Raw genomic sequence first — 25,822 nt, forward strand, 5'->3', positions numbered from 1 at the left:
GCGCGTCGGGGGCGGCTCGGTTGAGGGCGCGGGAGCGGACGCGATCCGGGCGGGGGCGCGGGGCGGGCGGGGACGCGGGGCGCTAGCCCGAGACGGCCGTGAAGCGCACCGGCGTACCGGGCACGGCCTGCGCCACGGCGGCCAGCGCCTCCTGCACCACGACGCCGATCACGGGATAGCCGCCGGTGACGGGATGGTCGGCGAGGAAGACGACCGGTCTGCCCTCCGGCGGCACCTGGAGGGCTCCCGAGACGATGCCCTCGCTGGGCAGTTCGCCTTCGCGCGCCCGCTCCAGCACGGGGCCTTCGAGGCGCAGGCCGATGCGGTTGCTCGCGGAGGAGACGCGGTAGTCGCCGGTGACGAGGGTGCGCAGCGCACCGTCGGTGAACCAGTCCGCCCGTGGGCCGGGCACCAGCGGCAGCACCAGCTCGCGGGGCGGCGCGACCCAGGGCGCGGCGTCGGGCGCGGCACCCGCGCGTACCCGCCCGCCGTCGGCGCCGCCGGAACCGCCGCCGAGGGCCAACCGGGCGCCGTCGCGCAGCGGTTGGGGTCCGAGCCCGGAGAGCAGGTCGGTGGCGCGGCTGCCCAGCACCGGCTCGGCGTGCACGCCTCCGGAGAAGCCGACGTAGCTGCGCAGGCCGCGTTGTGCGGGACCGGCCTCCACGACCGCGCCGTCCGGCACGCGGAAGGGGACGCCCCAGGGCGCGGGCCGTCCGTCCACGGTGACGGCACAGGGGGCACCCGTCACCACGGCCTCGGTGACTGCCCCGGCGAGGGCCCCGGTCTTGGGCTCGGTACCGCTCCGGGCCGCGGTGCCCTCCGTCGTTCCTGCCGCCGCCCCCTCCGTCGTTCCGGTCCGGGCACGGGTCCGCGCCGTGGCACCCCCGGTGGTGACGCGCACCGCGCAGCCGTCGACGGTGGTCTCCAGCGTCGCGGCGTCCGCCGGGTTGCCGAGCAGCCGGTTGGCGAGCCGGTGTGCGGGCTCGTCCAGCGCGCCGGAGCGTGGCACTCCGAGGTGTGCGTGGCCCGGCCGCCCCAGATCCTGGACGGTCGTGAGCGCTCCCGCCCGTACGACTTCGATCCAGGCGGCGGCACGGGAACCGGCACCGGTCAGGTCCCCGTCCCGGGAGGGGCCCGGGGCGTCGGCCCGGCGGTCGGCCCGATCGTCGTCCCGGTGGTCGGCCCGGTCGTCGTCCTGGTGGTCGTCTCGCTCGTCGTCCCGGGCCGAGCCGTGCGGAGCGGCGTTCATTCCCTACCGCCGTCCTGGGGTACGAACCGGACGCGTGTGCCCGGCGAGAACAGCGCGGCAGGCTCCCGCCCGGCGTCCCACAGCACCGTGTCCACGGCGGTGCCGATCAACTGCCAGCCGCCGGGCGACGATCGCGGATAGACCCCGGTGTACGGACCGGCGAGCGCCACCGATCCCGCCGGGACCCTCGTACGGGGATCGGAGCGGCGTGGCACGTGGTACCGCTCGGGGAGTCCCGTGAGATAGCCGAAGCCCGGGGCGAAGCCGCAGAACGCCACACGGAAGGGCGTCGCGGCGTGCACCCTTCCGACCTCCTCGGGTGTGACCCCCCACATACCCGCCACATCCGCGAGGTCCGGCCCGTCGTAGCGGACGGGGATCTCAACGGCCGCCTCGCTGCCGCGCTGCGGGGGCGGTATCTCCCAGCCCGTCACCTCCGCCGCCAGCCGCCGCGGCTCGGACAGCCCGTCCAGCAATACCGTGCGGGCCCCCGGCACGATCTCGGTGACCCCGGGCAGCGTCCCGGCGGCGCGGCGACGGAGCACCTCTGCGTGGAACGCCTCGGCCGCCTCGGCACCGGGCAGTTCGATCAGCAGCGCGTGCCGCCCCACGGGGAGGACGACGGGGCTCTCCGGCACCGAAGAAGGCTGCTCGGGGCCGCAGCCGTGCGCACGGGATTGGGCGCCGGAGCCCGTCCCGCGCCCCGGTGCATACGCCTGGCGCGGCTCCGGCACCTCCACGGCCCCGGCTCCCGCCGCGCCACGGCCCGCCGCTTCGCGTCCCACGGGCGCCTCGCCGCTCATACGAAGGCCCGCACCGTGATTCCGGCGCCGGCCAGTTCGTCACGTATCCGCCGGGCCAGCGAGGCCGCGTCGGGGGTGTCTCCGTGTACGCACAGCGAGCGGGCGGCCAGCCGCAGCGGCGTGCCGTCGACGGCGGTGATGTCCTTGCCCGCGGCGATGGCGACGGAGCGGGCGAGGACCTGGCCGGGGTCGGTGAGCACGGCGCCCGGCTCGCTGCGGGGCACGAGCGTGCCGTCGGGCCGGTAGCCGCGGTCCGCGAACGCCTCGTCGATCACGGGCAGTCCGGCGGCGGTGGCCGCGGCGTGCAGTTCGGACCCGGGCAGCCCGAGAACCGGCAGGGGCGCACCGGCAGTTCGTACGCCCTCCACGACCGCGGCGGCCTGTACGGAATCGCGGACACAGCGGTTGTAGAGCGCGCCGTGCGGCTTCACATATGCGACGCCCGCACCGGCGGCGCGGGCGAAGATCTCCAGGGCGCCGATCTGATAGGCGACCTCGGCGGCCAGCTCCGCTGCGGGCACGTCCATGCTGCGGCGCCCGAATCCGGCCAGGTCCCGGTAGGAGACCTGGGCCCCGATCCGCACGCCCTCGGCCGCCGCACGCTCGCAGACGCGGCGCATGGTGACGGGATCGCCCGCGTGGAAGCCGCAGGCGACGTTCGCACTGGTGACGGAGGTCAGCAGGGCTTCGTCGTCGGTGAGCCGCCAACGGCCGAAGCCCTCGCCCAGGTCCGCGTTGAGGTCGATCATCGCGACCAACCTAGGGGATTGTTGAACAATACGGCAAGGGGGTTGTTGTCCTGTGCGGCATTGTCGGCTTCACTGGGGCGCACCACCCGCCCGAGGAAAGATCACCATGACCGCCGACACCGCCACCGGCGCCGACCCCGGCCTGGAACTGTCCGAACTCGCCGCAGACCGCGCCCTGTTGGGCCGCACCAGCACGGCCGAGCGAGTCGCCGGCATCTTGCGCGAACGTATCGCACAGGGCTTCTTCCTGCCCGGCGTCCGCCTGTCGGAGGAGCGCATCGGCAACGCCCTGGGCGTCTCCCGCAACACGCTCCGCGAGGCGTTCCGGCTGCTGACCCACGAGCGGCTGCTGGTGCACCGCCTCAACAAGGGCGCGTTCGTAAGGGTCCTCACGGCAGCGGACATCGCGGACATCTACCGCGTGAGGGTCCTCGTCGAATGTGCCGCCCTGCGCGGGCTCGACGAGCCGCCGTTCCCGGTGGAGCCGGTCGCGGACGCAGTGGCGGCGGGCGAGCGTGCCGCCGAGCGCGGCGAGTGGACCGAGTGCGGCACCGCCAACATCCACTTCCACCAGGCACTCGCGGGCCTCGCGGGAAGCGAGCGCACGGACGACCTGATGCGCGGCGTGCTCGCCGAACTCCGGCTGGCCTTCCATGTGATGGACGATCCGCGCCGCTTCTACGAGCCGTATCTCGCCCGCAACCGCGAGATCCTCACGATGCTGGAGGACGGCGACGCGGAGGCGGCGGAGCGGATGCTCGGCTTCTATCTGGAGGACTCACGACGCCAGGTGATCGAGGCGTACCCGGAGCGCGGCGAGCGAACTGCCGCCATGCGGCTGACACGCGTTCGAGCGGGGCGAGCCCGACGCGACGGACGAGTCGAACGACGCGGGTGGAGGCGATCGTTGAACGATTGCCGGGCCCCGGAGCGACGTCACTCCGTGCTCCGTGTCATGCCAGCCGTGTCGTGCCGTGCCGAGCTGTGCCGTATGCGCCGTGACTCCGACGGCCGTTCACGAGGCCGGTGTCGGACGGCCCGTGATCAACGAGGGCTCCGGCGCCCGGCCTTCGAGCGCCCGTTCCCCGAGGGGCTCGAAGGACGCCAGCTAAGGTGAAGGGCGTACATCGCCTTCGATCGAGGGAAGCCGGTGGAAGTCCGGCGCTGACCCGCAACCGTGAACGACACCCGTACGGGGTGAACTGCCGCCCCGTGTACGGCTCGTGAGCCGGAGCACCCGGTCGGAGGCAAGGCTCGCGGAGCCGTCCGACGCCGCACGGCGGAAGGCGGCTCCCACCGTCGAGGTCTACGGAGCCGAGCCGGGTGTGCCGCCGAGGGACGTGTGCCGCGCGAGCGGGACGCGAGCCGGGCGGGGCGGCCGTGCGGTGCTGCGGACCGCTCACCGAAAGGCACTCATATGTTCCTGCGCCGGAGCATCGAAGCCGTGGCGTCGGCCACCGCGCTCTGCGCCCTCACCGCGCCCACCGCCTCCGCCGCTGCCCCGCCGACGTACACGGCCCCTCCTGCGTACACGTCTGCGAGGCACATATCCGGCGCGGCGGCGCACGGGCACCCGGTGTACGACCACGCGAAGCCCGCGAAGGAGCCGCCCGGCGCGCTGTACGGAAAGGGCGACCCCAAGTACGACGGGGTGTGGAGACAGTCGCTGGCCCTGCTCGCTCTCGACGCCGCCGGAGCGGAACCTGCCCGTAAGGCCGTGGACTGGCTGGCCCGACAGCAGTGCGACGACGGCTCGTTCACGGCGTATCGCGCCGATACGGGCAAGCCGTGCGATGCGAAGAAGACCCCCGGCGACACCAACGCCACGGGCGCCGCCGTGCAGGCGCTCGCCGCCACCGGCGGGCAGGAGAAGGCCGTACGCAAGGCGCTCGCCTGGCTCGATGCGGTGCAGAACAAGGACGGCGGCTGGGGCTACAACCCGGGCGGCCCCAGCGACGCCAACTCGGTGTCGGTCGTGGTGGGTGCGTACGCCGCCGCCGGAAAGAAGCCGGAGAAGGCGGCCAGGGACGGCAAGTCGCCCTATGACGCGCTCACTTCGCTACAGCTCGGCTGTGACGCGAAGAAATCCTCGCGCGGGGCGTTCGCCTATCAGCCGGGCAAGGACGGCGAGCTGGCCGCCAACGACGACGCCACCGCCGCGGCCGTCCTGGCGGGGGCGGGTTCGGGGCTGCGGGCCGAGGCGGGACCCGACCGGCCGCTGAAGCCGCTGAGTTGCGACAAGGGAGCCGACGGGGAAGAGGCTTCCGAACGGGGCGACGGCGGCGAGGCCGCCCAGGCGGGCGCGGCCTATCTCGCGTCCGTGCTCGACGGCCACGGCGGCCACCTGCTCGCCGCCACGCCCGGCGCCAAGGGCGCCCCCGACTACGCCAACACGGCCGACGCCGTCATCGCGCTGGCCGCGGCGGGCCATCGCGCCGAAGCGCGGAAGTCCCTCGACTGGCTGGCGGCGAGGCTCGGTTCATGGGACAAGGCACAAAGCGACCCTGCCGCCATCGCGGGCGTGATGCTCGCCGTACACGCCACGGGCGGCGACGCGGCGACGCTGAAGGGCACGAAGCTGCTCGACAGGCTGGTCGCCACCGGTCCGAAGCCCGCCCGCATGCCGGACGGTGAGCAGGCGACCGGCGGCATGACAAAGGAGGACGACGGCAGCGGCGTGCTCCGCTGGTCGCTGCTGGGCGCCGGGCTCGCCGCGGGCGCGGGCGTCGGCTTCCTGATCAGCGCACGCAGAAAGCGGGAGCGATGAGCGCGCATACGGCAGGGCGCGCCGCTGCCGTGATCGGGCTGACGCTGCTGCCCCTCGCCGTGGAGGCGCCCGCGAACGCCGTCCAACTCGCGGGACCCGCACGGGAGTCGGCCTCCGGCGGCTACCGCTACTGGTCGTTCTGGGAGCAGCGCGGCGAGTCCGGCGAGTGGTCGTACGCCACTCAGGGACCGTCCGCGCTGCGTCCCGGCGACGGCGACGTCCTGGGGTTCCGCTTCGCGCTCAGCGAGGACTCGAAGGACGCGGCGAAGCCTCGCGGCAGCACGGCGTTCGACCACGTCTGCGACGGTACGGACGCCAAGCCCGGCCGCAAACGGATCGCGCTGCGCATCGACTTCGGCACCTCCGCTCACGCACCGCCCGGCGAGCGTCCTCCCCGGCCGCGTACGGAATGCGCGACGGTCGCCGAGGACGCGACGGCGGCCGATGCGCTGGCGTCCGTCGCCGAGCCGCTGCGCTATGACTCCGCGGCGCTGCTGTGCGCCATCGACGGCTACCCCAGACGCGGGTGCGGCGAGCAGGTGCAGGAGAAGGGAAAAGACGCGGGCGAGGGCGCGAGTGACGGCGACGACGCCGATTCCGGCGGGAGTTCCGGCGGCGGTTCGGGCCCGGTGGCCGGGGTCGCGGCGGGCGTCGCCGCCGTGGCCGCCCTGGCCTTCGCCGCCGTCCGCCGTTCCCGAAGGCGACCGTGACCGGCGGGGATCGCGGCCGGGGACGGCGGGGACCGGCACGGAGCAGCGCAACGGACGGCGGAGCACGGTGAGTCGATGAACGAGTGGCTGCGTGCACCCGAGGCCCGTCGCGGCCTCGACCTGCACCCGGGCGCCTGGTGGCTGTGGGCGCTGGGGCTGGCGACCGCCGCGTCCCGCACCACCAACCCCCTGCTGCTGACGCTGCTTTGCGCCGTCGCGGGTTATGTGGTGGCCGCACGCCGTACCCATGCGCCGTGGGCACGCTCGTACGGCGTGTTCCTGAAGCTGGGCCTCGTGGTGCTCGCCATCCGCCTGTGCTTCGCCTTCCTCCTCGGCTCCCCCGTTCCCGGCAGTCATGTGCTGGTGACGCTGCCCGAACTGCCCCTGCCCGACTGGGCGAAGGGCGTACGCGTGGGCGGCCGGGTCACCGCCGAGGGACTGGTCTTCGCCCTCTACGACGGCCTGAAACTCGCGGCGCTGCTGCTCTGCGTCGGCTCCGCCAACTCCCTCGCCAATCCCGCCCGTCTGCTGAAGTCCCTTCCCGGCGCGCTCTACGAGGCAGGCGTGGCCGTCGTGGTGGCGATGACGTTCGCTCCGAATCTGGTGGCGGACGTAAGGAGGCTGCGTGCCGCACGGCGTCTGCGGGGCCGCGCCGACAAGGGGCTGCGGGCCGTACTCCAGGTCGGACTGCCGGTGCTGGAGGGCGCGTTGGAGCGTTCGGTCGCGCTGGCCGCCGCGATGGACGCACGGGGCTACGGGCGCAGCGCCGAGGTGCCGCGCGGCGTGCGCCGTACGACGACGCTGCTCACGCTCGGCGGGCTGCTGGGCGTGTGCGCCGGTTCGTATGCGCTGCTGTCGGCACGGGGCGCGGCCTATGGTCTGCCGCTGCTGCTCACCGGTGTCGTGCTGGCACTGTGCGGGCTGAGGCTCGGCGGCCGGCGCAGCATCCGTACCCGCTATCGGCCCGAAGTCTGGGGCCCGCGTGCGTGGTTGACGGCGCTGTCGGGTGCGGCGGCGGGTGCGGTGACGATCGCGGCGGGCGGCGCGTACCCGGAGGCGCTGCACCCGCCGGCAGTGCCGCTGACGGCGCCGGAGTTGCCGCTGTGGCCGGCGGCGGGGCTGCTGCTGGGCCTGCTGCCCGCGTTCGTCGCCCCCGTCCCGGCGGTCCCCGAGACCACCGCCGGGGGCGAGGTCAGCGCGGTTGGCTCGGCGGCGAACTCGGCGGTCGCCACCGGGACTTCGCCCACGACAGCGACCGCCCGCAAGGCCGGGGCCACACCCCCGCACTTCGACAAGGAGTCCGCACAGTGATCCGCTTCGAGCAGGTGTCGGTCACCTACGACGCCACGGCCGCCGCCGGTACGGGCGTCGTCATGCCCGAACCCGCCCTGCACGAGGTGGATCTGGAGATCCCCGAGGGCGAACTGTGCCTGCTCGTAGGACCGTCCGGCGTCGGCAAGTCCACTCTGCTGGGCACCGTCTGCGGCCTGGTCCCGCACTTCACCGGCGGTACGCTGCACGGCCGCGTCACCGTCGCGGGACGCGACACCCGTACGCACAAGCCACGCGAACTCGCCGACGTCGTGGGGACGGTCGGCCAGGACCCGCTCGCGCACTTCGTCACCGACACCGTGGAGGACGAACTCGCCTACGGCATGGAGTCGTTGGGCCTGGCACCGGCCACCATGAGGCGCCGCGTCGAGGAGACCCTCGATCTGCTCGGCCTCGAAGGACTGCGCGACAGGCCCATCGCGACTCTCTCCGGGGGCCAGCGCCAGCGCGTGGCGATCGGCTCCGTGCTGACGCCCCATCCGAGGGTGCTGGTACTGGACGAGCCGACGTCGGCACTGGACCCGGCCGCCGCCGAGGAGGTGCTGGCCGTGCTGCAACGGCTCGTGCACGACCTCGGTACGACCGTGCTGATGGCCGAGCACCGGCTCGAACGTGTCGTGCACTACGCGGACCGGGTGCTGCTGCTGAGTGAGCCCGGCGCGCCGGCCCGACTGGGCGATCCCGCCGAGCTGATGGCACTCTCCCCGGTGCGGCCGCCCGTGGTCGAACTGGGCCTGCTGGCGCGATGGTCGCCGCTGCCGCTGTCCATACGGGACGCCCGCCGCAAGGCGGGACCGCTGCGCGACAGGCTCGCGGCGGCGGACGAGGACGCGCACGCGGGCTCTGGGTCCGGGACCGATATCGACGCCGGTGCCGGAGCCGGGGGCACGGGCGACGGTGCGCTCCCGTCCCGCGGTCCGGCCGCCCACGGCCCTCAAGTGGCCGACGCCGCAGGGCCTTTGGCGCGGCTGCGGGCACTCGTACGCGACCGCGGCACACGTACCGCGATGCCCGACAGGGACGCACACCTCTCAACTCCTGCCAGGGACAAGGAGCTTGCGGCGCCGGACGGCCCACAGCGGTCCACGGGCCGCGAAGGGGCCGGGTCCCCCACGGCGGAGATCTCCGGGGTCGCCCTCCACCACGGCCGCGTCGCCGCCCTCCGAGGGGTGGACCTCACGCTCGCCCCGGGAGAGACCGTGGCCCTCATGGGCCGCAACGGCGCAGGCAAATCCACCCTCCTCAACACCCTCATGGGCGTTCACGCTCCGGACGCGGGATCGGTGACGATCGGCGGCCCCGAACGCCTCGTGCCCTCACGCGCCCACCCCCGCCGGCTGCTGCGGTACGCGGGCCTCGTACCGCAGGAACCGAGGGACCTGCTCTACGCGGACACGGTCTCCGCGGAGTGCACAGCGGCCGACACCGACGCCGGAGCCGAGCCCGGCACCTGCCGCGCGCTGGTCGCCGAACTGCTGCCGGGCGTGGCCGACTTCACCCATCCACGCGACCTCTCCGAGGGCCAGCGCCTCGCCCTCGCCCTCGCCGTGATCCTCACGGCCCGCCCCCGGCTGCTCCTGCTGGACGAGCCGACTCGCGGCCTCGACTACGCCGCCAAGGCCCGTCTGGTCGGCATACTGCGCGCGCTGGCCGACGAGGACCATACGACCGTACTGGCCACGCACGACGTTGAGTTGGCCGCCGAAGTCGCCCATCGCGTCGTGATACTCGCACAGGGCGAGATCGTCGCTGACGGCCCCGCCGCCGAAGTGGTCACCTCCTCCCCCGCGTTCGCCCCGCAGGTCGCCAAGGTCCTGGCACCGGAAGCGCGCCGCCTCACCGTCGCGCAGGTCCGTAGGGCGCTGGGCGAGCGGGAACGGGGGACGTTCGGATGACGACTGGCGAGCGGGAGATCCGGCAGAAGCCGGGGAGACGGGCGGAAGCCGGGACGCGGACGGCACGTTCCCGCACCCCGCGTGCGCTGCGCCTCGGCCCGCGTTCCGTGGCGGCCCTGGCCCTGACGAGCGCCACCGGCGTCGTCGCCTTCGGCTGGCCGCTGCTCGCCGACTCGGCCTCGGGACTGGCCCATTCACGTGACGCGCCCTGGCTCTTCGCCGCACTGCTGCCGCTGCTGCTGGCCGTGGTCGTCGCGACGATCGCCGACACCGGCATGGACGCCAAGGCCGTGGCGATGCTCGGCGTACTGGCCGCGGCGGGCGCGGCACTGCGGCCCCTGGGCGCGGGAACGGCGGGCCTGGAGCCGATGTTCTTCCTGATCGTGCTCTCGGGCCGGGTACTCGGACCGGGATTCGGCTTCGTACTGGGCGCCCTGTCGATGTTCGCCGGGGCCCTGCTGACGGGCGGCGCCGGACCGTGGATGCCGTTCCAGATGCTCACCATGGGCTGGGTCGCGATGGGCGCGGGCTTGCTGCCGGGCGCCCAACGGCTCCGCGGCAAGGGCGAGTTGCTGATGCTCGCCGCCTACGGCGCGGTCTCGGCGCTGCTGTACGGGCTGGTGATGAACCTCCAGGGCTGGCCCTATATCGCCGGGCTCGGCTCGGGCGTCTCGTTCGTCCCGGGCGACCCGCTCCCGGACAACCTGACTCGCTTCGCCGCCTATGTGCTGGCCACGTCCCTCGGCTGGGACGTACCCCGCGCCGCCCTCACCACCGCCCTGGTCCTCACCCTGGGCACCCCGCTCCTGCGCGCACTCCGCCGCGCGACCCGCCGGGCGTCCTTCGACGCCGCCGCGTCCTTCGTCCCTCGGCGGCCCGAGCCGGGGACGCGGGCGACGGCCGGAGGTGAGGCAGGATGGGGCGCATGAGCGTCGTGAAGATCAATGTGCTGAACGTCCCCGCTGAGCAGCGGGAAACCCTCGAAAAGCGCTTCGCGTCCCGCGCGGGCGCCGTGGAAGGCTCGGACGGCTTCGAGTGGTTCGAGCTGCTGCGTCCCGTCGAGGGCACCGACGACTATCTGGTGTACACGCGGTGGCGTGACGAGGAGTCGTACCAGGCGTGGATGGAGGGCACGATGAAGTCCTCCCACCAGGGCTCGGACCGGCAGGGTACGGATCAACAGGGCTCGGGGCAGCAGGACACGGGCGACCGCCCCAAGCCTGTCTCCCGGAGCGCTGCCGTGTGGTCCTTCGAGGTGGTCCAGCAGGCGGCTCCGAAGGACGCTTAGAGGGACTCGCCGCCGGCTCCGGCGTCCCTCCGGTCCGGATTCCGGCGAGCTTGAGCCCTGGGCTCAACTTCCCGCGCGTACGGGCGTGTTGAGACGCGCATCGGTACGTCCCGTGCTCGGTGCCCCGTACGCCCGTACCGCCGTACGTCACGGCCGTAAGCCGCCGCGGTCCGATCGTCATGCCCGCGGCAACCTCGTGATGACCGGCGACGGCGTATGACACCCGAATGACGCCAACTGGCGGGCGATCAGGAACGCCTGACGCATCACGGGTCGCCCGCGCGCGAACATCCGTGCATGTCCGACATGAAAGCCCAATTGAAGGCGGCGCGAGAATGCCCGGAGTGCAGCGCATTGCTGGCGATGGTGGATAAGGCCGCCAGGGAGTACGACAGGAGCGCGGAGACCGATGCGCGGGTGAAGCTGCGCAGGCACGCGCGGGCGGAGCACGGGCGGGAGCTGCCGCTTCCCTGGTGAGCGGCAGGTGACTTCCCGACCCGGTCTCCGGTCCCGGCCCCCCTCTCACCGGCCCTACGTCCCGTCCCCCGGTCCCGTCCGATGTCCGCTCCCGGTCGGCCTTCCCCTCGGACCGTCCGTGAAGTCCCGGGCGGCTCCGCGGAGTTCACGGCCGAACCGAGTCCGGCTCGCGCAGCCCGGATCAGTCCTCGAAGTGCAGGCGGACCCCGCCGTCCGCGAGCGACTCGACCCTCACCCGGGTCAGGTCGAGCACATGGGCCGTCGGCCGGTGGGCCGCTGCCCGCGGGCCCACGCCCACGACCCGCATGCCCGCGGCACGCGCCGCCGCGATGCCCGCGCCGGAGTCCTCGAAGGCCACACACTCCCCCGGGGGCAGGCCGAGTTCCGCCGCGCCCTTGAGGAAGCCCTCCGGGTCGGGCTTGCTCGCGCTGACGCGCTCGGCGGTGACGCACGCGTCCGGCATGCGTACGTCCGCCGCACGCATACGGGCGGTGGCCAGGCCGATGTCCGCGGAGGTCACCAGCGCGTGCGGGACCCGTACGAGCGCGTCCATGAACGCATGGGCGCCCGCGACCGGCACGATGCCGTCCAACTCCCGTGTCTCACGCGCGAGAAGGTCCTCGTTCTCGGCGTGGTTGATCTCCTCCGGACGGTCCGGGAAGACGTCGGCCATCGTCAGATGACCCTGGCGGCCGTGTGCGATGCGCAGCACCTCGGACGGGTCGACGCCCTTGGAGACGGCCCACTCCGTCCATACGCGCTCGACGACGGCGTCGGAGTCGACCAGGGTGCCGTCCATGTCGAGCAGGAGTCCGCGGGCGGCCAGGGGCGGCTGTGATGTCGGCATGACTGGCGGGCTCCCTCGCGTACGGAGACAGAACCGGAGCTGGAACCAAGGTGGTCCCGCCCGCCGGTCAGGGGACCCGCGGGCCAGGCAGCCTGGCGCAGGGGGAACGGGCGGAACCACTTTGTTTCATCACGATACAAAGAGAACCGGGGTGACGCCACCCGTGCCCGCGGGCCTTGTACGCAGGACGGCACGGAACCACCGTCCGGGGAGCTGACCCAGCCCCTGCGCTCCGCCGCCTGGCCGACCGGCCGACCGGCCGCCGCTGCTCAGCCGGAGGTCTGGGACTCCAGGGCCCGCCGCGTGTTCGGCCCGTACTCGCCGAATTCGTCACCGCGCACGTCGTTCCACGACTGGAACCGGGCGACCGCCTGCTGCACGTCCCGCGAATAGACGCCGTCCTCGGGTGCGTCCTCGTCCAGCGCACCGGCCTGCTTGAGGCGGCGCTGCAATTCGGTGACCTCCGGCCCCCGGTCGCCGGGCCGCAGCGTCTCCCCGCCCGGCTGCGTCGACTCCTGCGGAGGCCGCGGACGGTCACGGTCACCGTCGTGGTCGCCCCAGCCGCCGCCGTGGCCACGGCCGCGCCCGTCCGGCTCCGAGGGCGTACCGGGCGTCGAGGAGGAAGGAACGGGAGCGGGCGCGGAGCCGCGTCCGGTGTGCTCGCCGCCGTTGCGGTCGGCGCGGGCACTTGCCGAGTCCTTACGTGAAGTCTGCTCGCCGGAGGGCTTCTTGGAGCGCTTCTCCGTACGGGACGGGTCCTCGGTCGGGCCGCCGCTGATGTCGGGCAGCGCGGTGTCGTCCGTGCTGAGGCTGCGGTCGTCGCCGCTGCCGCCGTCGTCCGAGAGGGCCTGGGTCGTCAGCAGCCCCGCGCCCAGCGCCGCAACGACTCCGGCCGCGGCGAACGCGGCCTTCGCGGGCACGCGCCGCCTGCGGCGGGCACGGCCGCGTCCGTGCGGGGTGACATCCGGAGCGACATCGGGGCCGCCCTCCTGGTTCCAGGCGCCGAAGGCCGCGGGCGCCTGCTGTCCGGAGGGCTCCAACTGGCCTTCGTATGCGCTGAATACGGGAAGTTCGGCGGTCTCTCCCTGACCGCAGCGCGCGAACGGTTCGAGGTCGGGCGTCTGCGATCCCTCGTCCTCGGGCTCCGGCAGATCGACGTAGGGACGTATGTGCATCGGGTCCACGTGCTCGGCCGTGAACGGGCCCACGCAGCCACAGAACTTCCCCCCGCCGGTCCCCAACTCCGCACCGCACTCAGGGCAGCATCTATGCGCCGTCATCCCGGCCCCTCCCCTGGGTCTTGCCGCCGCGCCCAATACGCACCGACGCCACCCGAATCGCCAGTGACTGTCCAGTCGTGCACCTTACGTGGCGCCTGGGCGAGAGGTCGACCGCAGTCCGAAATGAGGCGCGAAGGGTGACGAGAGTCATTCCGACGCACCCTGCCCCATGGGCCTTCCCGGCGATATGACGCAACTCACCGGGAAGGCCCACGAGTAGAGAGCGGCGAGAGAACCGCAGGTGGCGGCGGAATGCGTAACTTCCCTACGGCAGAGGCAGTTCGCGAGCCCCTTCCCCGAACACTCCCTGAACTGCTTTGCACGACTGCCTGTGGGACTTTCCGCCGGAGCCTCCTCGGTCACTCGGCGCGCGGGACCCGCCAGGTGACCGTCTTCGCCGCGGAACCCTCGCCGGTGAAGACGAGCGACACGGGGGAATCGGTTCTGGGAAGCATGAAGACGGAGCATTCGGTCACCGACGCCTTGGGTTTCACCAGGCCGTCGGGCTTCGCGTCCGGGCACTGGGCGACGCCCTCGCCGCTGAAGTCGATGAGATTCAGCCGTCGTGCCGCACGTCCGCTGACCGCCCGCAGTTCCGTCTTCTGGTTCATCTGCGGCAGCAGTTCATGCGAACCCGCATTGCGGTACCGGACGGTGACGTAGTAGGGCACCTGACCCTTCTCGTCCGAACTCAGCTTGAAACGGCTGAGATCGGCCACCTTTCCGCGTCGAATGCTCTGCGCCGCGGCCTCCACCCTCACATTGCGCTGCTTGGCGTCCTGCACGGCCGAACGGGCGGACTTCTTCAACGGCAGCATTTCCGCGGGGAGTTCGTCCTTCCCCGTGCCACTGGCGCTGCTGCCCGCCTTCCAGATCACCGGATCGTTCTCGTCGCCGTCGGCGTCGCGCCCGATGTGGGAGACGGCGGCGGGAGACAGATCCGGGGACATCATGAAGATCTGGCACACGGTCGCCGTGCCTCCCGGCTTCAGCGACTGCGGGGCGCCCTTTGAACATGCCTTCGGCAGACCCGAGTTCTGCGAAAGCGCCGAGGAGAAGACGGATATCGGCTTTCCGGGCTGCCCGTCGGCCGAGGCGATCAGGAAGTCGCGTTCGGGCGCGGGCCGTTCAAGTTTCGTCTTGCCCTTATTCGTGTAGGAGACGGTGAGGTAGTACGGCACCAGCCCCTTCAACTTCGGGTCCAGCCGTACGTTCTCCAGGTCCGCGACCGAACCGCGCGCCAATTCGCTGGGGGCGGCCAGCAGTTCGTGCGACTGATGCTGAAGGTCGGTCCAGACGACCGAGCGTTTGGCGCTCTCCACCGGCACGGGACGCGCGGGAGCCCCCTGCTTCTGGTCCTTCTGGCCCCCCGTGTCCCCGCCGGCCGCGGCGTCTCCGCCGGCGCCGCACGCCGCCGCGCTCAGCGCCAGTACGAGCACGCCCGCCGCTCTGCCTACACGTCCGTCAACACGCACAGGTTTCCCCCGTTGCCGATTTGTGGTTTTCCGAAGTTCCCCGCCTCCGCCCCGTCCTGCCTCGACGCGGGCGCTCGCGGAAGGGACTCAGAGTAGAGCACCGCTGCGTACGAGTGACGGCGAGCGGCCGAAGTGCCCGCGCACGCGAACCCGTTGATGCGCAGGCAACGCGGCTGCGCAGGCAATGCCGCTACGTGTATGCGCCTACGTATATGCGCCGGAGTACGCGGTCACGCGGGCGCGCGAGATGCGCGACGTCCGGCGGGCCCGGGGACCTTCAGGCGGGCGCCTGCCGCCCTCAGCCGGTGACCGTCCGCCGACCTCAGCCAGTGGCCGCCTCGTACAGGCTGAACGCCGCGAGACCGATCATGAGCAGCGCCGCGACCCTCGTGATCAGCCGCAGCGGCACGAAGCGCATCAGCGTACGCCCGCCCAGGATTCCGATGGCCGCCACCGCCCACAGCGCGAGCACCGCCCCCAGGCCGACCGAGACGGGATCGTCGTAGCGGGCCGCGAGATTGGCGGTCATGATCTGCGTCAGATCGCCGAACTCGGCCACCAGGATGAGCGTGAACCCGCTCCCGGCCGCCTTCCAGAACGAGGGGCCGGCCGGGGCACCCGCCTGTCCCTCGCTCTTCCCTTCGCCCTCCGCCTCGTCCTTCTTCAGCAGCAACACCGCGGCACCGCCGAGGAAGAGCAGACCCACCACGGCCTGTACGACGCGGTGCGGCAGCAGCGTCAGCACGCTTCCGGCAGCGACGGCGAGTACGACATGCAGAAGGAAGGCGGCGGCGACCCCCGCGAAGACATGCGGGGCGCGGTAGCGGGTGCCCAGCATCAGGCCCGCCAGGGCCGTCTTGTCGGGGAGTTCGGCGAGGAAGACGACGCCGAAGACGACGGCTGCGACGGAGAGGCTGATCACTGGCGGGTACCTCCGGGAAGGGCCGCCGTGCCTGGCGCGGAGCACGCTTCGGCACGGCAGCGCCGTACATGACGCGACGCGAGACGGGCGTGATCCACACGATGCACACGGCGTACGCGACGTTCATGACGGACGACGGACACTGCTGGCCGAAGGTCTCGCTGGCGCCAAGGCCCTTGGACGGGCGCCGCCGCACACGGCCTCGTCGTACTGCTCGTACGGCCTGTGCGTGCCGGCGTGTCCGGGACGCGGCGCTCCGGGCGCCGGGGCGGACCGTAAGACCCGTGGCCCGCCCCGGTGAGCGGCGGCGGCCACAGGCCGGGCCCGCCCGGTATGTCGACGGTCCGGCGAAGAGCTACTCCCCTTCTGCAGTGCGCAAGGCTAGACGATGCATCCGGTCGCACGCGATCAGCTCCAGCACGACCGCCACCGCCACCACCTGCACCAGCAGCAGCGCTACGAGGACGAACAGCTGCACGGCGGCGGCCGTCACCGGCGAGGCACCGCCCAGCAGCATGCCCACGAAGGCGCCGGGAAGCGTGACGAGTCCCACGGTGCGGGTCTGGTCGAGGCCCGGGAGCAGCGCACCGGCCGCGGCTGGGCGCGCTATCTCCAGGCGGGCCTCGCGCAGCGGGAAGCCGAGCGCGAGCGCCGCCTCCACCTCGCCCCTGCGGGTCTCCAGCTCCTCCAGCGCGCGTCGCCCGGCGAGCACGGTCGCGGTGAGGGCGCCTCCCGTGAGGATTCCCGCGACGGGGATCAGCGCGATTCCGCGCAGCGGCACGAGGCCGGTGAGCAGCAGCACCGCGAGTACGGGCAGTACGCCGGCCGCGATCGGGACCGCCGCCCAGCGCCAGGTGGTGTTGTCCGTGATGCGGCGCCCGGCGGTACGTATGGCGACCGCGAGCATCAGCCCTACGAACCCCAGCAACGACGGTACGGCGCCCACGACCCAGCCGATCACCGCGGAGACGGCGGCGAGTTGGACGGCGGCGCGCAGGCCCGCGGTGAGGAGGGCGCGTGCGTAGGGGCGGCCGTCGTCGTGGTCGAGCCGCGCGAGGGCCGCGACGCCGACGGCGGCCAGCAGCAGGACGGCCAGGACCACGCCGAGGGTGCGGTCGAGGGGGAGCAGGGCCTGGGCCTGGGCGTGGGCGTCGGCGTCGGCCGGGGCGTGGGCGTGGGCATGGGCCTGAGTCGAGGCTTGGCCCCGAGTTGAGGCTTGGGCTGGGGCGTACAGCATGAGCAGGACCCCCTGCGGGCGGCTCCGGACGGTGTGGGCGGGTGGTGGCCGGGAGGGACAGGACGGTTGGGACAGGGCAGTTGAGACAGGGCAGTTGAGACAGGACGGCTGGCGATCGGGGCGGAGGTCGGCGGCGGAGGTCGAGGGTGCGCGTGCGCGCCCCGCGTGACTGGGGGGACCAGGGCGGCTGCATGGGACTTCGACGGTGTGCACCGGGACGGGGTGCCGTGCTCGGCGTGGGATGCCACGGTCGTGGCGCTTTGCACGAGGATCGGACACATAAGCGGGATATGCCGCAAGTGGACGGGATGTGGCGGTAGTTGGGTACCGGAGGGCGACAGCGGGAAGAACACCCGAAGACGTGCGGACGGAGGCAGAGGCAGTCGAGACGAGTGGCGGCAGCGAAGGGAGGCGACGGGCAGCACCCGGAATCGCTCCGGACGCGGGCGTGAAGACCACGGTCAGCGGTGAGTTGTGACCGGGGCCTTGATGTGACGTGAACACGTCGTCACGCTGTTACCTGACGCCTGCCTCCCGGCAACGTGTCATCGGCACCATCAGTTAACACGAGGCGCACGTCTCGCAATATCCCCCCACAACGAGGGAGTTCGTATGCAGAAGCGCATACGCACGAAGCTCTACGCGCGTCGACGCAAGTCGGTCATTATTACCGCAATCGCCGCTCCTTGCGCGGGCCTGCTGCTGTTCACCACCGGCATCTCCCCCGCACAGGCCGAACCCCCGGCCCCGCCGAGCGCGTCCGAGGCTAAGACCATGCTCGACGGGCTGAACGAGCAGGCCGAGGGCTCCATGGACGGCTACGACCGCGAGAAGTTCCCGCACTGGAGCGACCAGGGCGACGGGTGCGACACCCGCGAGGCCGTGCTCAAGCGGGACGGCGAAGGCGTGGAGACGGGCAGCGACTGCTACCCGACGAGCGGGACTTGGACCAGCCCCTACGACGGAGGGAAGTGGACCGACCCCTCCGATGTCGACATCGACCACATGGTGCCGCTCGCCGAGGCATGGACCTCCGGCGCCAGCGACTGGACCCAGGACAAGCGCGAGCAACTCGCCAACGACCTGAAGATCTCGCAACTGCTCGCCGTCACCGACAACGTGAACCAGTCGAAGAGCGACCAGGACCCCGCCGAGTGGATGCCGCCCAACGAGGACTTCCACTGCACCTACGCCCGCATGTGGGTCTGGGTGAAGGACACCTACGACATGACCGCGGACTCGGCCGAGAAGAGCGCCCTGAGCGAAGCCCTCGGCACCTGCTCGTAGGCGTGCGAGCCGAACTCGGCGTCATGGGCGCCGGCTCCGGGCTCCAGGGTCGGCGTCGGCGCCGGGTCGTAGGGGCCGTCGGCGTCGGCTTCTAGGGGCCGACGCCGGCCGCTGCCGAACAGCGGGTTGAATCCCGCCGGTTCGGACGCGCCTGTCCTGGTCGGACCGGGTCGTGTGAATTCGGACCCTGTCGGCCCCGGTCGCGGTTGAGCCGGGCCGGGCCGGGCCGACGGTGTCGAAGCACTGAGAGCACTGCTCCGGAACTCGTTCCTCAACGGAGGGGCGCCAGAGGGAGATTGGCGTCAGCGGGTGTCCGGAGCAGTGCTCTTTTCTGCTCTCGGAGGTAGTGCCTCTCAGGGCTGCGAGGCGGGACGGGGGCGGGGGGAGGGGCGGGGAGAGCGCTGCTCTCGCGATGAAGCGCTGCTCCGGGAGCTGTCGTGAGCACCGCTCCCCCTTCAGAGCACCGCATTCGGCCCTCCGCCCCGGGACCCCTGCGGAGCGCTGCTCTCATGACGAAGCACTGCTCTGCCACGCGATAGGCGCACTCGACGCGAAGCACCGCCCCGTCGACGCGAAGCACCGCCCCGCGCCCGGTGGTTGTGAGCACTGCTCCTCAACGGAAGCGGCGCACGCACCGGGAAGGGCTGCTCTCCAGGCGGAGCACCGCTCCTCAACGGAAGCAGCGCACGCACACCGGCAACGAATGCTCTCCAGGTGGAGCACTGCTCTCCCCATAGAGCGCCGCTCTCGCCTCTCGCCTCTCGCTCTCGCCTCTGCCTCTGAGAACCTCCCCATCAGCGGCTGCTCTCGGGATGGAGCACCGCTCACCAGCAAGAGCGCCACTCACCCAGCGAAGCCCTGATCTCCCGATAGAGCACTGCTCTCGCCCCGTAACACCTCTCCGTCGACGGCTGCTCTCGGAGTGGAGCACCGCTCACCCCGCGAAACACCGCTCTCCCGAGAGACCGCCGCCCGCCCCACCCACTCACGCCCGCCCCAGCCCACGCACGCTCGCACCCACGCACCCACGCACGCACGCACGCACGCACACAACAGCACCACTTTCCCCATCGGAAACTCGCCCATTGCCCTGGTCGTTCCGTAGCGTGCACGGCGACGGAGGGAGAACTCCATGGGCAGGCTGCGCCTTGGACCGCTGCTGCGTTACGTCGACGAGGACACGGCGACGATCTGGATCGAGACCGACGGGCCCTGCGAGGCCGAGGTCCGCTGTGCCCCCGGAAGCGCCGGCGGCAGCGCCCGCACATGGCAGATCGCGGGGCATCACTACGCCCTGATCACCGTCGTCGGTCTCGAACCCGGTACCGAGACCGCATACCGCATCGCTCTCGACGGCACCGAAGTGTGGCCTCTTCCCGGCTCGGCGCTGCCGCCGAGCACGATCCATACTCCCGCTCCCGGCACGGGCTCGGTCGACGTTGCCTTCGGGTCGTGCCGCTGGGCCGCACGCCCGTCGGCCAGCTCCCACGACCCCGTCGGCCCCGACGCGCTCGACGCCCTCGCCCAGCGCGCCATCGCGGGCGGCGAACGCCCCGACGTCCTGCTGCTCCTCGGCGACCAGGTCTACGCGGACGAGACCTCCGAGGCCGTGAGGGAGAAGCTCGCCGCGAGACGCGACCTGTCGCAGCCGCCGTGGAACCAGGTCGCGGACTTCGACGAGTACACGCTCCTCTACGACGAGTCCTGGACGGACCCGGAGGTACGCTGGCTGCTGTCGACCGTTCCGAGCCTGATGATCTTCGACGATCACGACGTGATAGACGACTGGAACACCAGCGAGTCCTGGCGCAGCGAGATGCGTGCGACGAGTTGGTGGCGCGAGAGGATTCTGGGCGGGCTCGCGTCGTACTGGGTATACCAGCACCTCGGCAATCTCTCTCCGGGCGAGCTGGCGGAGGACTCGGTGTTCGCAGCCGTACGGGAGACCGACGACGGCACGGCCGCGCTGCGCGAGTTCGTGGAACGCGCGGACGCGAACCCCGATGTGGCGCGCTGGAGTTACCGCCGCGACCTGGGCAGGGTGCGCATGCTGATCGTCGACACCCGCGCGGCGCGCGTTCTGGACGAGCAGCAGCGGGCGATGCTCGGCAAGCAGGAGATGGCGTGGCTGCGTGAACAGATGCTCACCGGTACGGGCCCGGAGGCGCCCGCTCCCCCGCACCGCCCGCCGCAGCCGCACCACCCGGACGACGAGCACGGACCCGGCGGCGGCGCAGCCTCGACTCCCGGCACGGGCGCCGACACCGGCGCCGACACCGGCACCCCCGGCTTCGACCATCTACTCCTCGGCACATCCCTGCCATGGCTGCTGCCGCCCGCGATCCATGACGCCGAGATGTGGAACGCCGCCCTGTGCCGTGGCGTACGCGGCGAACGCTGGGCCCGCGTCGGCGAACGGATGCGCCGTGCCGCGGACTTGGAGCACTGGGCGGCGTATCCGCAGTCGTTCGAGGCGCTGAGCGAACTCGTCGAGGAGGTGGCGGGCGCACACGGGGCGCCCTCGACGGTGTGCGTGCTGTCCGGGGACGTGCATCACGCGTACATCAGCGAGCCCCGCTTCCCGCGCCCCGTGAACTCCCGTGTCGTACAGCTCACTTGCTCGCCCATGCACAACAGCATCCCCGCCGTCATGCGCGCGGGGTTCCGCTTCGGCTGGAGCCGTGCCGGGCGGGCGCTCGGCCGTGCGCTGGCACGGCACGGCCGTACGGGGCGTCCAGCGGTCAAGTGGAAGCGCTCCGGTGGCCCTTGGTTCGGCAACCAGCTCATGACGCTGCGGCTGCGCGGCCGTTCGGCGGAGCTGCTGCTGGAACAGGCGCGGCCGGTCCCCGAAGGCACGGAAGGCCCGGGAGGCGTCCGCGACTCGGGCCCCGCTCCCCTGCCGGGTGTCGAGCCCGGCCTGACGCCCCGCCCCGAGCCCGGCAGCCGTTCGCGTCTGGAACGAGTGCTACGGCGAACGCTCGTCGGCACACAGTCCGCGTCGGCACCCGCCCCCGAAGGGCCGCCGCACAGCGGAAGTTGATCACCCGTGAGGCTCCGCGCCGCGGGCCCGTCAGGGGGGCAGTGACGCGCCTGGTGCCGCGGGTGACGCGGCGTCGGTTCCGCTTCCGTGACCCTGGCCGATCTCCCCCAAGATCCGTTATCGCCCCGAGACAGGACCGAGATCGATCCCGCACGTCTCAGCAGCCTCCTCCGTCACATGCGGGCGTACGCTGTAGCGAATCTTCACTCGATCCCTGACTTGAGACGGACGGGCTCGATACGTACGGAGCAGCGCAGCGACCGGGAGAGAAACGGGGACGACGGTGCTGGAGATCCTGGGGTCTGTGACCGGATCCCCGTGGCTTTACGGGGTGATCGCGACCTCCGTACTGCTGGATGTGTTCGTTCCGGTACTGCCGAGCGGGGTGCTCGTCGTCGCGGCGGCCACCGCCTTCGCCGGCACCACCGCTGCCGACGCCGCCGATCTGCCCAGCCACGCCCGCCACGCCGCCGAGTCCGCGCCGCTCCCGGAGATCGTCGCCCTCGTGTTGTGCGCGGCCACCGCCTCGGTGGCCGGCGACCTCGTCGCGTACCGCATGGCGCGGCGCGGCGGCCCCCGCTTCGACCGTGCACTGTCCCGTTCGCGCCGTCTGAAGCTGGCTCAGGAGAAGCTCGGCCAGGCGCTCGCGGGCGGCGGGGGCGCACTGGTGGTGCTGGCCCGGTTCGCGCCCGCGGGACGCTCGGTGGTCAGCCTCACGGCGGGTGCGGCACACCGCCGCGCCAAGGAGTTCCTGCCGTGGTCGGCGCTGGCGGGAGTCATGTGGGCCGCGTACAGCGTGAGCCTCGGCTACTTCGGGGGCCGCTGGCTGGGCGCGACATGGCTCGGTACGGCGGTCTCCGTGCTGGCGCTGTTCACCTTCGGCACGCTGGCCGCGTACGCCCTGCGGCGCAAGGCCGACGACCCCGCCCGCCGGCGCCGCACCGCGCGCTCCGCCACGTAGGGCTGGCACGTAGGGCTCGAAGGTTCGTTGGACGCGTTGGGCGCGTAGGGCGCGTAGGGCGCGTAGGGCTCGAAAGGGGCGGAGACCCGGCCTCAACGTCCGTACCGCGCCAGCGATTTCGTGTACTGCCAAGGCCTCTGCCGCACCCCCGAGCAGGAGTCCTCCGCCGGGTAGGGCCGGTCCCCGCAGGGCCGGTCGCGGTTGACGGACCAGAAGGCGAGCCTGCCGAGCCGGTGCTTGCGTGCGTGGGCCGCGATGGCACGGAAGTCCTCCACGGTGATCGTCTCGCCCTCCCCGGTGATCCCGTTCATCGAGGAGACGCCGCTGCGCGCATACGCCTCGCGTTCCGTATAGCCGTAGGCGTCCTTCAGCCGGTCCTTGAGCCCGTCCACCGCGCGGTTGCTGATGCGGCCCATGTCCTCGCCCTTCGCCGACGGTACGAACGAGAACGGCATGACGCTCCACGCGTCCGGCTCCACCCCCGCCCGCGCCGCCCTGCGGATGAGCGAACTGCCGGGCCCCGAGCGGTCGCTGGGCAGCGTGACGTAGACGGCCACACCGGGATGCGACTTCTTGACGCGGCGTAGAGCGCCGAGGGTCTTCCGCTGCACCTTCGCGCTGTCGTACGCGCTCATCTCGATGTCGACGTCGATCGCCTTCAGCCGGTACGCGTCGATCACCTTCCGGTAGGCGGCCGCCAGCTCCCCCGCGCCGGGGCAGCTCTGCTCCAGCTTGTGCCCCGCCCCGCCGCCGAGAGACGCCACGACGTCGCCGCCCGCCCTGCGCACCGCCCGTACGGTACGGGCGTCGGCCCCGCCCAGCAGCGGCCGTCGGCCGTCCCAGCGCGGCTCGCACTCGCCGCCGCTGAGTACGAAGGCGAGCGAGAACCGCCGTACGCCCGTCGCCGCCATCACCTTCGCCGGGTCGGGCGGGTCGCCCCAGCCGAGCGAGAGGTACGGGGCGACGGAGACCGGCGCGGGCCGCGGCACGTCACGAGAGCGCGAGCGGGCGTCGGCGGGCGCGGTGTGCGCCGCGTGCGCGGACGTGCCGGGCGCCGCCGGAACCGCCGTGCCGAGCGTGGCCGAGGCCAGCGCCAGGACGGCGAGCGTGCGGCCGCCGACGACGAACCGCCGGGTGCCGCCGGGTGTCCGGAGCCTGGAAGGTGTTCTCATTCGGCTGATCCCGCTCCCTCATCCCGGCCGACGGCGCCGGACCGGCGCCACTGTCATGCCGAGATGGTGGCCACACCGGACCGCAGGTCCCACGATCCGTGCTCCGGCGTGTCCCGCCCCCCCTGCCCGGCCAGCCGGGACGGGGGGCCACGAACTCCCCTGATCCGACGGGGAGTCGGGGCCCGCCCCGGTCCCGCCCGCTCCCGGTCGGTGAATCGAGCGTCAGTCCCCGGGGCGGTCGATCTCCCCGAAGCCCTCGCTCCGCTCCCAGCGCAGCGTGTAGAGCCCGGCGTCGCTGTCGTAGAGGAAGACGACCCTGCTGCCGTCGTCGTTGATGGACGTGTCCTGCCAGCCGTCGAAGTCCTCGGTGACGTCGACGTCCCAGTCGGTCAGATCGCCCGTGCCGACCCCGGCGACGGACTCGGTCGGTGGCTCACCGTCCGAGCAGTAGAGGCCGAAGTCGGCGATGAGGGTGACCGTGCCCTCGCGTTCGGCGAGATCGACGCCCTGGCACAGGTCGGTCTTCGTCTTGTAGAGCGTCTTCCACTTGCTCCACTCACCGCCGCCCGCGGCCTGATGGCGCTCCTGCACTCCGGTGCCCTTCACCAGGCGTGCGTGTACCTTGCGGCCGTCGCCGAGTTCGAGCACCGACTCGTAGTCGCCCGCCGCCGCCTCGGCTGCCGGTTCATGCCGTACGCCGGCCCCCTGCCGTTCCGCCTTTCCGCCGTCCTCGGCGGCGACGCCCTGCGCCGAGCCGTACCCCGTCGCCAGCAGCCCGGCCACCGCCAGCCCCGCCAGGCCAGCCCTGTGCGCCTTACGCATCCCCACGTCACGTTCCCCTCTGAGCGGTCGTCCCCCGTCGGTCGTCGGCCTCCGCACGCGGCGGAGACCTTCCGAAGACGCCGACGGCGGGACCGCCGGTTCCCGCACGGATAAGGGCGGCGACGGCTCCGTCAGGCGTCGTTGCCGCGCCCTCGTGCTGCCGGTACGGCGCTCACTCGCCCGGGGCCTGGCCGGATTCGCAGACATGGACCCCGCCGCGGATGCGTCCGCGGAGGTCCGAGGAGGGGAGCCGGGAGCCGCCCGCCGCGTCGGCACGGCTGCTGTCCACGGTGCGGCACGGCTGCGGCCCACCGCGCGGACCGGCTCCCCTCACACGGCGCCCGGCCGACCGGCCCCCTATGCCTTGCGGAGCCGCTCGATCATGCCGTCGAGGTCGCGGCTGAACATGTCCCCACGGAAGATGTGGCCGCCGGGCTCCTCGTGCCACTCGTGCTGGATGCCCGCCTTGCCGAGGAGATCGCGGAACTCCCGCTGCCCGGCGAGGACTTCCGTCTCGTTGACCGTGTCGAACCAGTTGACGGGGTCGGGGCTGGTGCCCGCGACCATGAAGATCCGCTTGTCCCGGTACTTCTCCACGTTCTCGCACGGGTTGTCGGCGGTGACCTTCGCCTCGTCCCACTTCGGCGCCCCGTACATCGTGCCGCCGGCCAACTCCACCGCCGCGGAACTCACGTTGGCCCAGTGCACGACGAGCCCCGCGTCACGGCGAAGGCTCGGCGGACCGGAGTGGGCGCTCACGGACGCGAACCGGTCCCCGTGCTTGAGCGCGTACTTCAGCGCGCCGAAGCCGCCCATGGAGAACCCGGCGACAGCGCGGCCGTTCTGCTCCGCGTGCGTACGGAAGTTGGCGTCGATCCACGGGAGTAGCTGCTCGATGTGGAAGGTCTCCCACTTCCTGGGGCCAGTGTTGGAGTGGGCCGGGTTCGTGTACCAGCCCGCGCCGCCTCCGTCCGGCATCACGACGATGACGGGCTTGCCCGCGGTCAGTTCGCGGATCTTCAGCCCGTCGAACGAACGGAAGTCGCCCATGCCGCCGTGCAGCAGGTAGAGGACGGGATACCTGCGTCCGCCGGACCCGTAGTCGTCGGGGAGCAGCACGTTCACGGCGGGGTTCCAGCCGATCGCGTCCGTAGCGAAGCGGTAGTACCACATACGGGGATCGCTCTCGTTGCGTTCCACGATCCTCAGGCCGAAGCCGTCCTCGGCCGCCTGGGCCGTCGACGCCGTCGCGAGGACGCCTGCTCCGCCGAGAGCCAGCGCGGCGGAGAGACCTCCGCCGGCCAGCAGAAGGCGTCTGCGGGTGAGTTTCTGCTCGGTCATCACGACCTCCTGGGGAAGTTGCTCGCTGGTGGGTGTCCTTGGACCCGGGGCCGTGAGAACTGGCCGCCCTCGGCGTCCCGGAGACGACTCGGCTCCTCACCTCGCCCTTGTGCGCAGCCCACCTGGAGCGGGGCAGGCCGGGGGCGGCAGCGAGGGCGGGCGGGAGCT

The 25,822-nt window shown here is 72.4% G+C and carries 21 protein-coding genes, 1 pseudogene and 1 riboswitch; of the genes and pseudogenes, 11 read left to right on the forward strand and 11 right to left on the reverse strand.

The genetic code is table 11. From position 1 onward, the window contains the following. Positions 1 to 82: 82 nt before the first annotated feature. The 3 genes from MMA15_RS06430 to MMA15_RS06440 form a co-directional block, all read right to left on the reverse strand. Positions 83 to 1,081 (reverse strand): 5-oxoprolinase subunit C family protein, encoded by a 999-nt coding sequence (locus tag MMA15_RS06430; protein WP_443732561.1) that lies wholly within the window; start codon positions 1,079 to 1,081, stop codon positions 83 to 85. A gap of 164 nt (positions 1,082 to 1,245) precedes the next feature. Next, entirely contained in the window at positions 1,246 to 1,887 is a 642-nt protein-coding gene (locus MMA15_RS06435) for a 5-oxoprolinase subunit B family protein (RefSeq protein WP_241063040.1), read from the reverse strand. A 161-nt stretch (positions 1,888 to 2,048) separates the two neighbouring features. Next, a complete protein-coding gene (locus tag MMA15_RS06440) occupies positions 2,049 to 2,801 on the reverse strand; it encodes a LamB/YcsF family protein (RefSeq protein ID WP_241058093.1) in 753 nt (250 codons plus the stop codon). A gap of 106 nt (positions 2,802 to 2,907) precedes the next feature. On the opposite strand from MMA15_RS06440, the pseudogene MMA15_RS06445 reads away from it, so the two are divergent. The 8 genes and pseudogenes from MMA15_RS06445 to MMA15_RS06480 all read left to right on the forward strand — a co-directional run. Beyond that, a pseudogene (locus MMA15_RS06445) lies at positions 2,908 to 3,615 on the forward strand (GntR family transcriptional regulator); the annotation flags it as partial. A gap of 303 nt (positions 3,616 to 3,918) precedes the next feature. Further along, positions 3,919 to 4,061, forward strand: a riboswitch (cobalamin riboswitch). A 157-nt stretch (positions 4,062 to 4,218) separates the two neighbouring features. Next, positions 4,219 to 5,568, forward strand: coding sequence for an SCO2321 family membrane protein (locus tag MMA15_RS06450; RefSeq protein WP_241058094.1), 1,350 nt, complete (start codon positions 4,219 to 4,221; stop codon positions 5,566 to 5,568). Beyond that, the gene (locus MMA15_RS06455; RefSeq protein ID WP_241058095.1) at positions 5,565 to 6,278 is read left to right on the forward strand and encodes an SCO2322 family protein; all 714 of its coding nucleotides are present in this window, start codon (positions 5,565 to 5,567) and stop codon (positions 6,276 to 6,278) included. Before MMA15_RS06450 ends, MMA15_RS06455 begins: the two co-directional genes overlap by 4 nt. 75 nt (positions 6,279 to 6,353) lie before the next feature. Then, positions 6,354 to 7,589: a CbiQ family ECF transporter T component gene (locus MMA15_RS06460; RefSeq protein ID WP_241058097.1), complete on the forward strand. Its 1,236-nt coding sequence runs from the start codon at positions 6,354 to 6,356 to the stop codon at positions 7,587 to 7,589. Beyond that, a complete protein-coding gene (locus MMA15_RS06465; protein WP_241058098.1) occupies positions 7,586 to 9,505 on the forward strand; it encodes an ABC transporter ATP-binding protein in 1,920 nt (639 codons plus the stop codon). The genes MMA15_RS06460 and MMA15_RS06465 overlap by 4 nt, the downstream gene beginning before the upstream one ends. Beyond that, positions 9,502 to 10,434: an ECF transporter S component gene (locus MMA15_RS06470; protein ID WP_241058099.1), complete on the forward strand. Its 933-nt coding sequence runs from the start codon at positions 9,502 to 9,504 to the stop codon at positions 10,432 to 10,434. The genes MMA15_RS06465 and MMA15_RS06470 overlap by 4 nt, the downstream gene beginning before the upstream one ends. Next, positions 10,431 to 10,793, forward strand: a complete 363-nt coding sequence (locus tag MMA15_RS06475) for an antibiotic biosynthesis monooxygenase family protein (RefSeq protein ID WP_241058100.1) — start codon at positions 10,431 to 10,433, stop codon at positions 10,791 to 10,793. Before MMA15_RS06470 ends, MMA15_RS06475 begins: the two co-directional genes overlap by 4 nt. A 297-nt stretch (positions 10,794 to 11,090) precedes the next feature. After that, positions 11,091 to 11,270, forward strand: a complete 180-nt coding sequence (locus MMA15_RS06480; protein ID WP_241058101.1) for a hypothetical protein — start codon at positions 11,091 to 11,093, stop codon at positions 11,268 to 11,270. 181 nt (positions 11,271 to 11,451) lie between these two features. On the opposite strand, the gene MMA15_RS06485 is transcribed toward MMA15_RS06480, so the two are convergent. The 5 genes from MMA15_RS06485 to MMA15_RS06505 all read right to left on the reverse strand — a co-directional run bounded on the left by MMA15_RS06485 (position 11,452) and on the right by MMA15_RS06505 (position 17,031). Next, positions 11,452 to 12,117: an HAD-IA family hydrolase gene (locus MMA15_RS06485; RefSeq protein ID WP_241058102.1), complete on the reverse strand. Its 666-nt coding sequence runs from the start codon at positions 12,115 to 12,117 to the stop codon at positions 11,452 to 11,454. Positions 12,118 to 12,386: 269 nt separating this feature from the next. After that, on the reverse strand, positions 12,387 to 13,325 hold the full coding sequence (locus tag MMA15_RS06490; protein ID WP_241058103.1) for a peptidoglycan-binding protein: 939 nt from the start codon (positions 13,323 to 13,325) through the stop codon (positions 12,387 to 12,389). 431 nt (positions 13,326 to 13,756) lie between these two features. Next, positions 13,757 to 14,872 (reverse strand): hypothetical protein, encoded by a 1,116-nt coding sequence (locus MMA15_RS06495; RefSeq protein ID WP_241058105.1) that lies wholly within the window; start codon positions 14,870 to 14,872, stop codon positions 13,757 to 13,759. A gap of 322 nt (positions 14,873 to 15,194) precedes the next feature. Then, positions 15,195 to 15,794 carry a TMEM165/GDT1 family protein gene (locus MMA15_RS06500; protein WP_241058107.1) on the reverse strand — a complete coding sequence of 200 codons (600 nt, stop codon included), beginning with the start codon at positions 15,792 to 15,794 and terminating at the stop codon, positions 15,195 to 15,197. 355 nt (positions 15,795 to 16,149) lie between these two features. Further along, positions 16,150 to 17,031, reverse strand: a complete 882-nt coding sequence (locus tag MMA15_RS06505; protein WP_241058109.1) for an ABC transporter permease — start codon at positions 17,029 to 17,031, stop codon at positions 16,150 to 16,152. Between the two features lie 612 nt (positions 17,032 to 17,643). Here MMA15_RS06505 and MMA15_RS06510 point away from each other — a divergent pair. The 3 genes from MMA15_RS06510 (at position 17,644) to MMA15_RS06520 (ending at position 22,319) form a co-directional block, all read left to right on the forward strand. Then, positions 17,644 to 18,318 carry an HNH endonuclease family protein gene (locus MMA15_RS06510; protein WP_241058111.1) on the forward strand — a complete coding sequence of 225 codons (675 nt, stop codon included), beginning with the start codon at positions 17,644 to 17,646 and terminating at the stop codon, positions 18,316 to 18,318. A gap of 1,132 nt (positions 18,319 to 19,450) precedes the next feature. Continuing rightward, a complete protein-coding gene (locus MMA15_RS06515) occupies positions 19,451 to 21,358 on the forward strand; it encodes an alkaline phosphatase D family protein (RefSeq protein ID WP_241058114.1) in 1,908 nt (635 codons plus the stop codon). Positions 21,359 to 21,641: 283 nt separating this feature from the next. After that, on the forward strand, positions 21,642 to 22,319 hold the full coding sequence (locus MMA15_RS06520; RefSeq protein ID WP_241058116.1) for a DedA family protein: 678 nt from the start codon (positions 21,642 to 21,644) through the stop codon (positions 22,317 to 22,319). Between the two features lie 92 nt (positions 22,320 to 22,411). Here the strand turns inward: MMA15_RS06520 and MMA15_RS06525 are convergent, their stop codons facing one another. The 3 genes from MMA15_RS06525 to MMA15_RS06535 all read right to left on the reverse strand — a co-directional run bounded on the left by MMA15_RS06525 (position 22,412) and on the right by MMA15_RS06535 (position 25,654). Further along, positions 22,412 to 23,491: a chitinase gene (locus MMA15_RS06525; protein WP_241058120.1), complete on the reverse strand. Its 1,080-nt coding sequence runs from the start codon at positions 23,489 to 23,491 to the stop codon at positions 22,412 to 22,414. A gap of 222 nt (positions 23,492 to 23,713) precedes the next feature. After that, positions 23,714 to 24,313 (reverse strand): hypothetical protein, encoded by a 600-nt coding sequence (locus MMA15_RS06530; RefSeq protein ID WP_241063041.1) that lies wholly within the window; start codon positions 24,311 to 24,313, stop codon positions 23,714 to 23,716. Between the two features lie 357 nt (positions 24,314 to 24,670). After that, on the reverse strand, positions 24,671 to 25,654 hold the full coding sequence (locus MMA15_RS06535; protein WP_241058122.1) for an alpha/beta hydrolase: 984 nt from the start codon (positions 25,652 to 25,654) through the stop codon (positions 24,671 to 24,673). Between the last annotated feature and the right edge of the window lie 168 nt (positions 25,655 to 25,822).

Origin of the sequence: Streptomyces marispadix (genome assembly GCF_022524345.1) — a bacterium.
Taxonomy (GTDB): Bacteria; Actinomycetota; Actinomycetes; order Streptomycetales; family Streptomycetaceae; genus Streptomyces; species Streptomyces marispadix.

What these genes read in the sequence shown, in the direction of transcription:
- MMA15_RS06510 (WP_241058111.1), top strand. Translation starts at nt 17,644, where the DNA reads ATGCAGAAGCGCATACGCACGAAGCTCTACGCGCGTCGACGCAAGTCG.
- MMA15_RS06515 (WP_241058114.1), top strand. Translation starts at nt 19,451, where the DNA reads ATGGGCAGGCTGCGCCTTGGACCGCTGCTGCGTTACGTCGACGAGGAC.
- MMA15_RS06470 (WP_241058099.1), top strand. Translation starts at nt 9,502, where the DNA reads ATGACGACTGGCGAGCGGGAGATCCGGCAGAAGCCGGGGAGACGGGCG.
- MMA15_RS06455 (WP_241058095.1), top strand. Translation starts at nt 5,565, where the DNA reads ATGAGCGCGCATACGGCAGGGCGCGCCGCTGCCGTGATCGGGCTGACG.
- MMA15_RS06440 (WP_241058093.1), bottom strand. Translation starts at nt 2,801, where the DNA reads ATGATCGACCTCAACGCGGACCTGGGCGAGGGCTTCGGCCGTTGGCGG.
- MMA15_RS06480 (WP_241058101.1), top strand. Translation starts at nt 11,091, where the DNA reads ATGTCCGACATGAAAGCCCAATTGAAGGCGGCGCGAGAATGCCCGGAG.
- MMA15_RS06535 (WP_241058122.1), bottom strand. Translation starts at nt 25,654, where the DNA reads ATGACCGAGCAGAAACTCACCCGCAGACGCCTTCTGCTGGCCGGCGGA.
- MMA15_RS06475 (WP_241058100.1), top strand. Translation starts at nt 10,431, where the DNA reads ATGAGCGTCGTGAAGATCAATGTGCTGAACGTCCCCGCTGAGCAGCGG.
- MMA15_RS06530 (WP_241063041.1), bottom strand. Translation starts at nt 24,313, where the DNA reads ATGCGTAAGGCGCACAGGGCTGGCCTGGCGGGGCTGGCGGTGGCCGGG.
- MMA15_RS06505 (WP_241058109.1), bottom strand. Translation starts at nt 17,031, where the DNA reads ATGCTGTACGCCCCAGCCCAAGCCTCAACTCGGGGCCAAGCCTCGACT.
- MMA15_RS06460 (WP_241058097.1), top strand. Translation starts at nt 6,354, where the DNA reads ATGAACGAGTGGCTGCGTGCACCCGAGGCCCGTCGCGGCCTCGACCTG.
- MMA15_RS06485 (WP_241058102.1), bottom strand. Translation starts at nt 12,117, where the DNA reads ATGCCGACATCACAGCCGCCCCTGGCCGCCCGCGGACTCCTGCTCGAC.
- MMA15_RS06450 (WP_241058094.1), top strand. Translation starts at nt 4,219, where the DNA reads ATGTTCCTGCGCCGGAGCATCGAAGCCGTGGCGTCGGCCACCGCGCTC.
- MMA15_RS06525 (WP_241058120.1), bottom strand. Translation starts at nt 23,491, where the DNA reads ATGAGAACACCTTCCAGGCTCCGGACACCCGGCGGCACCCGGCGGTTC.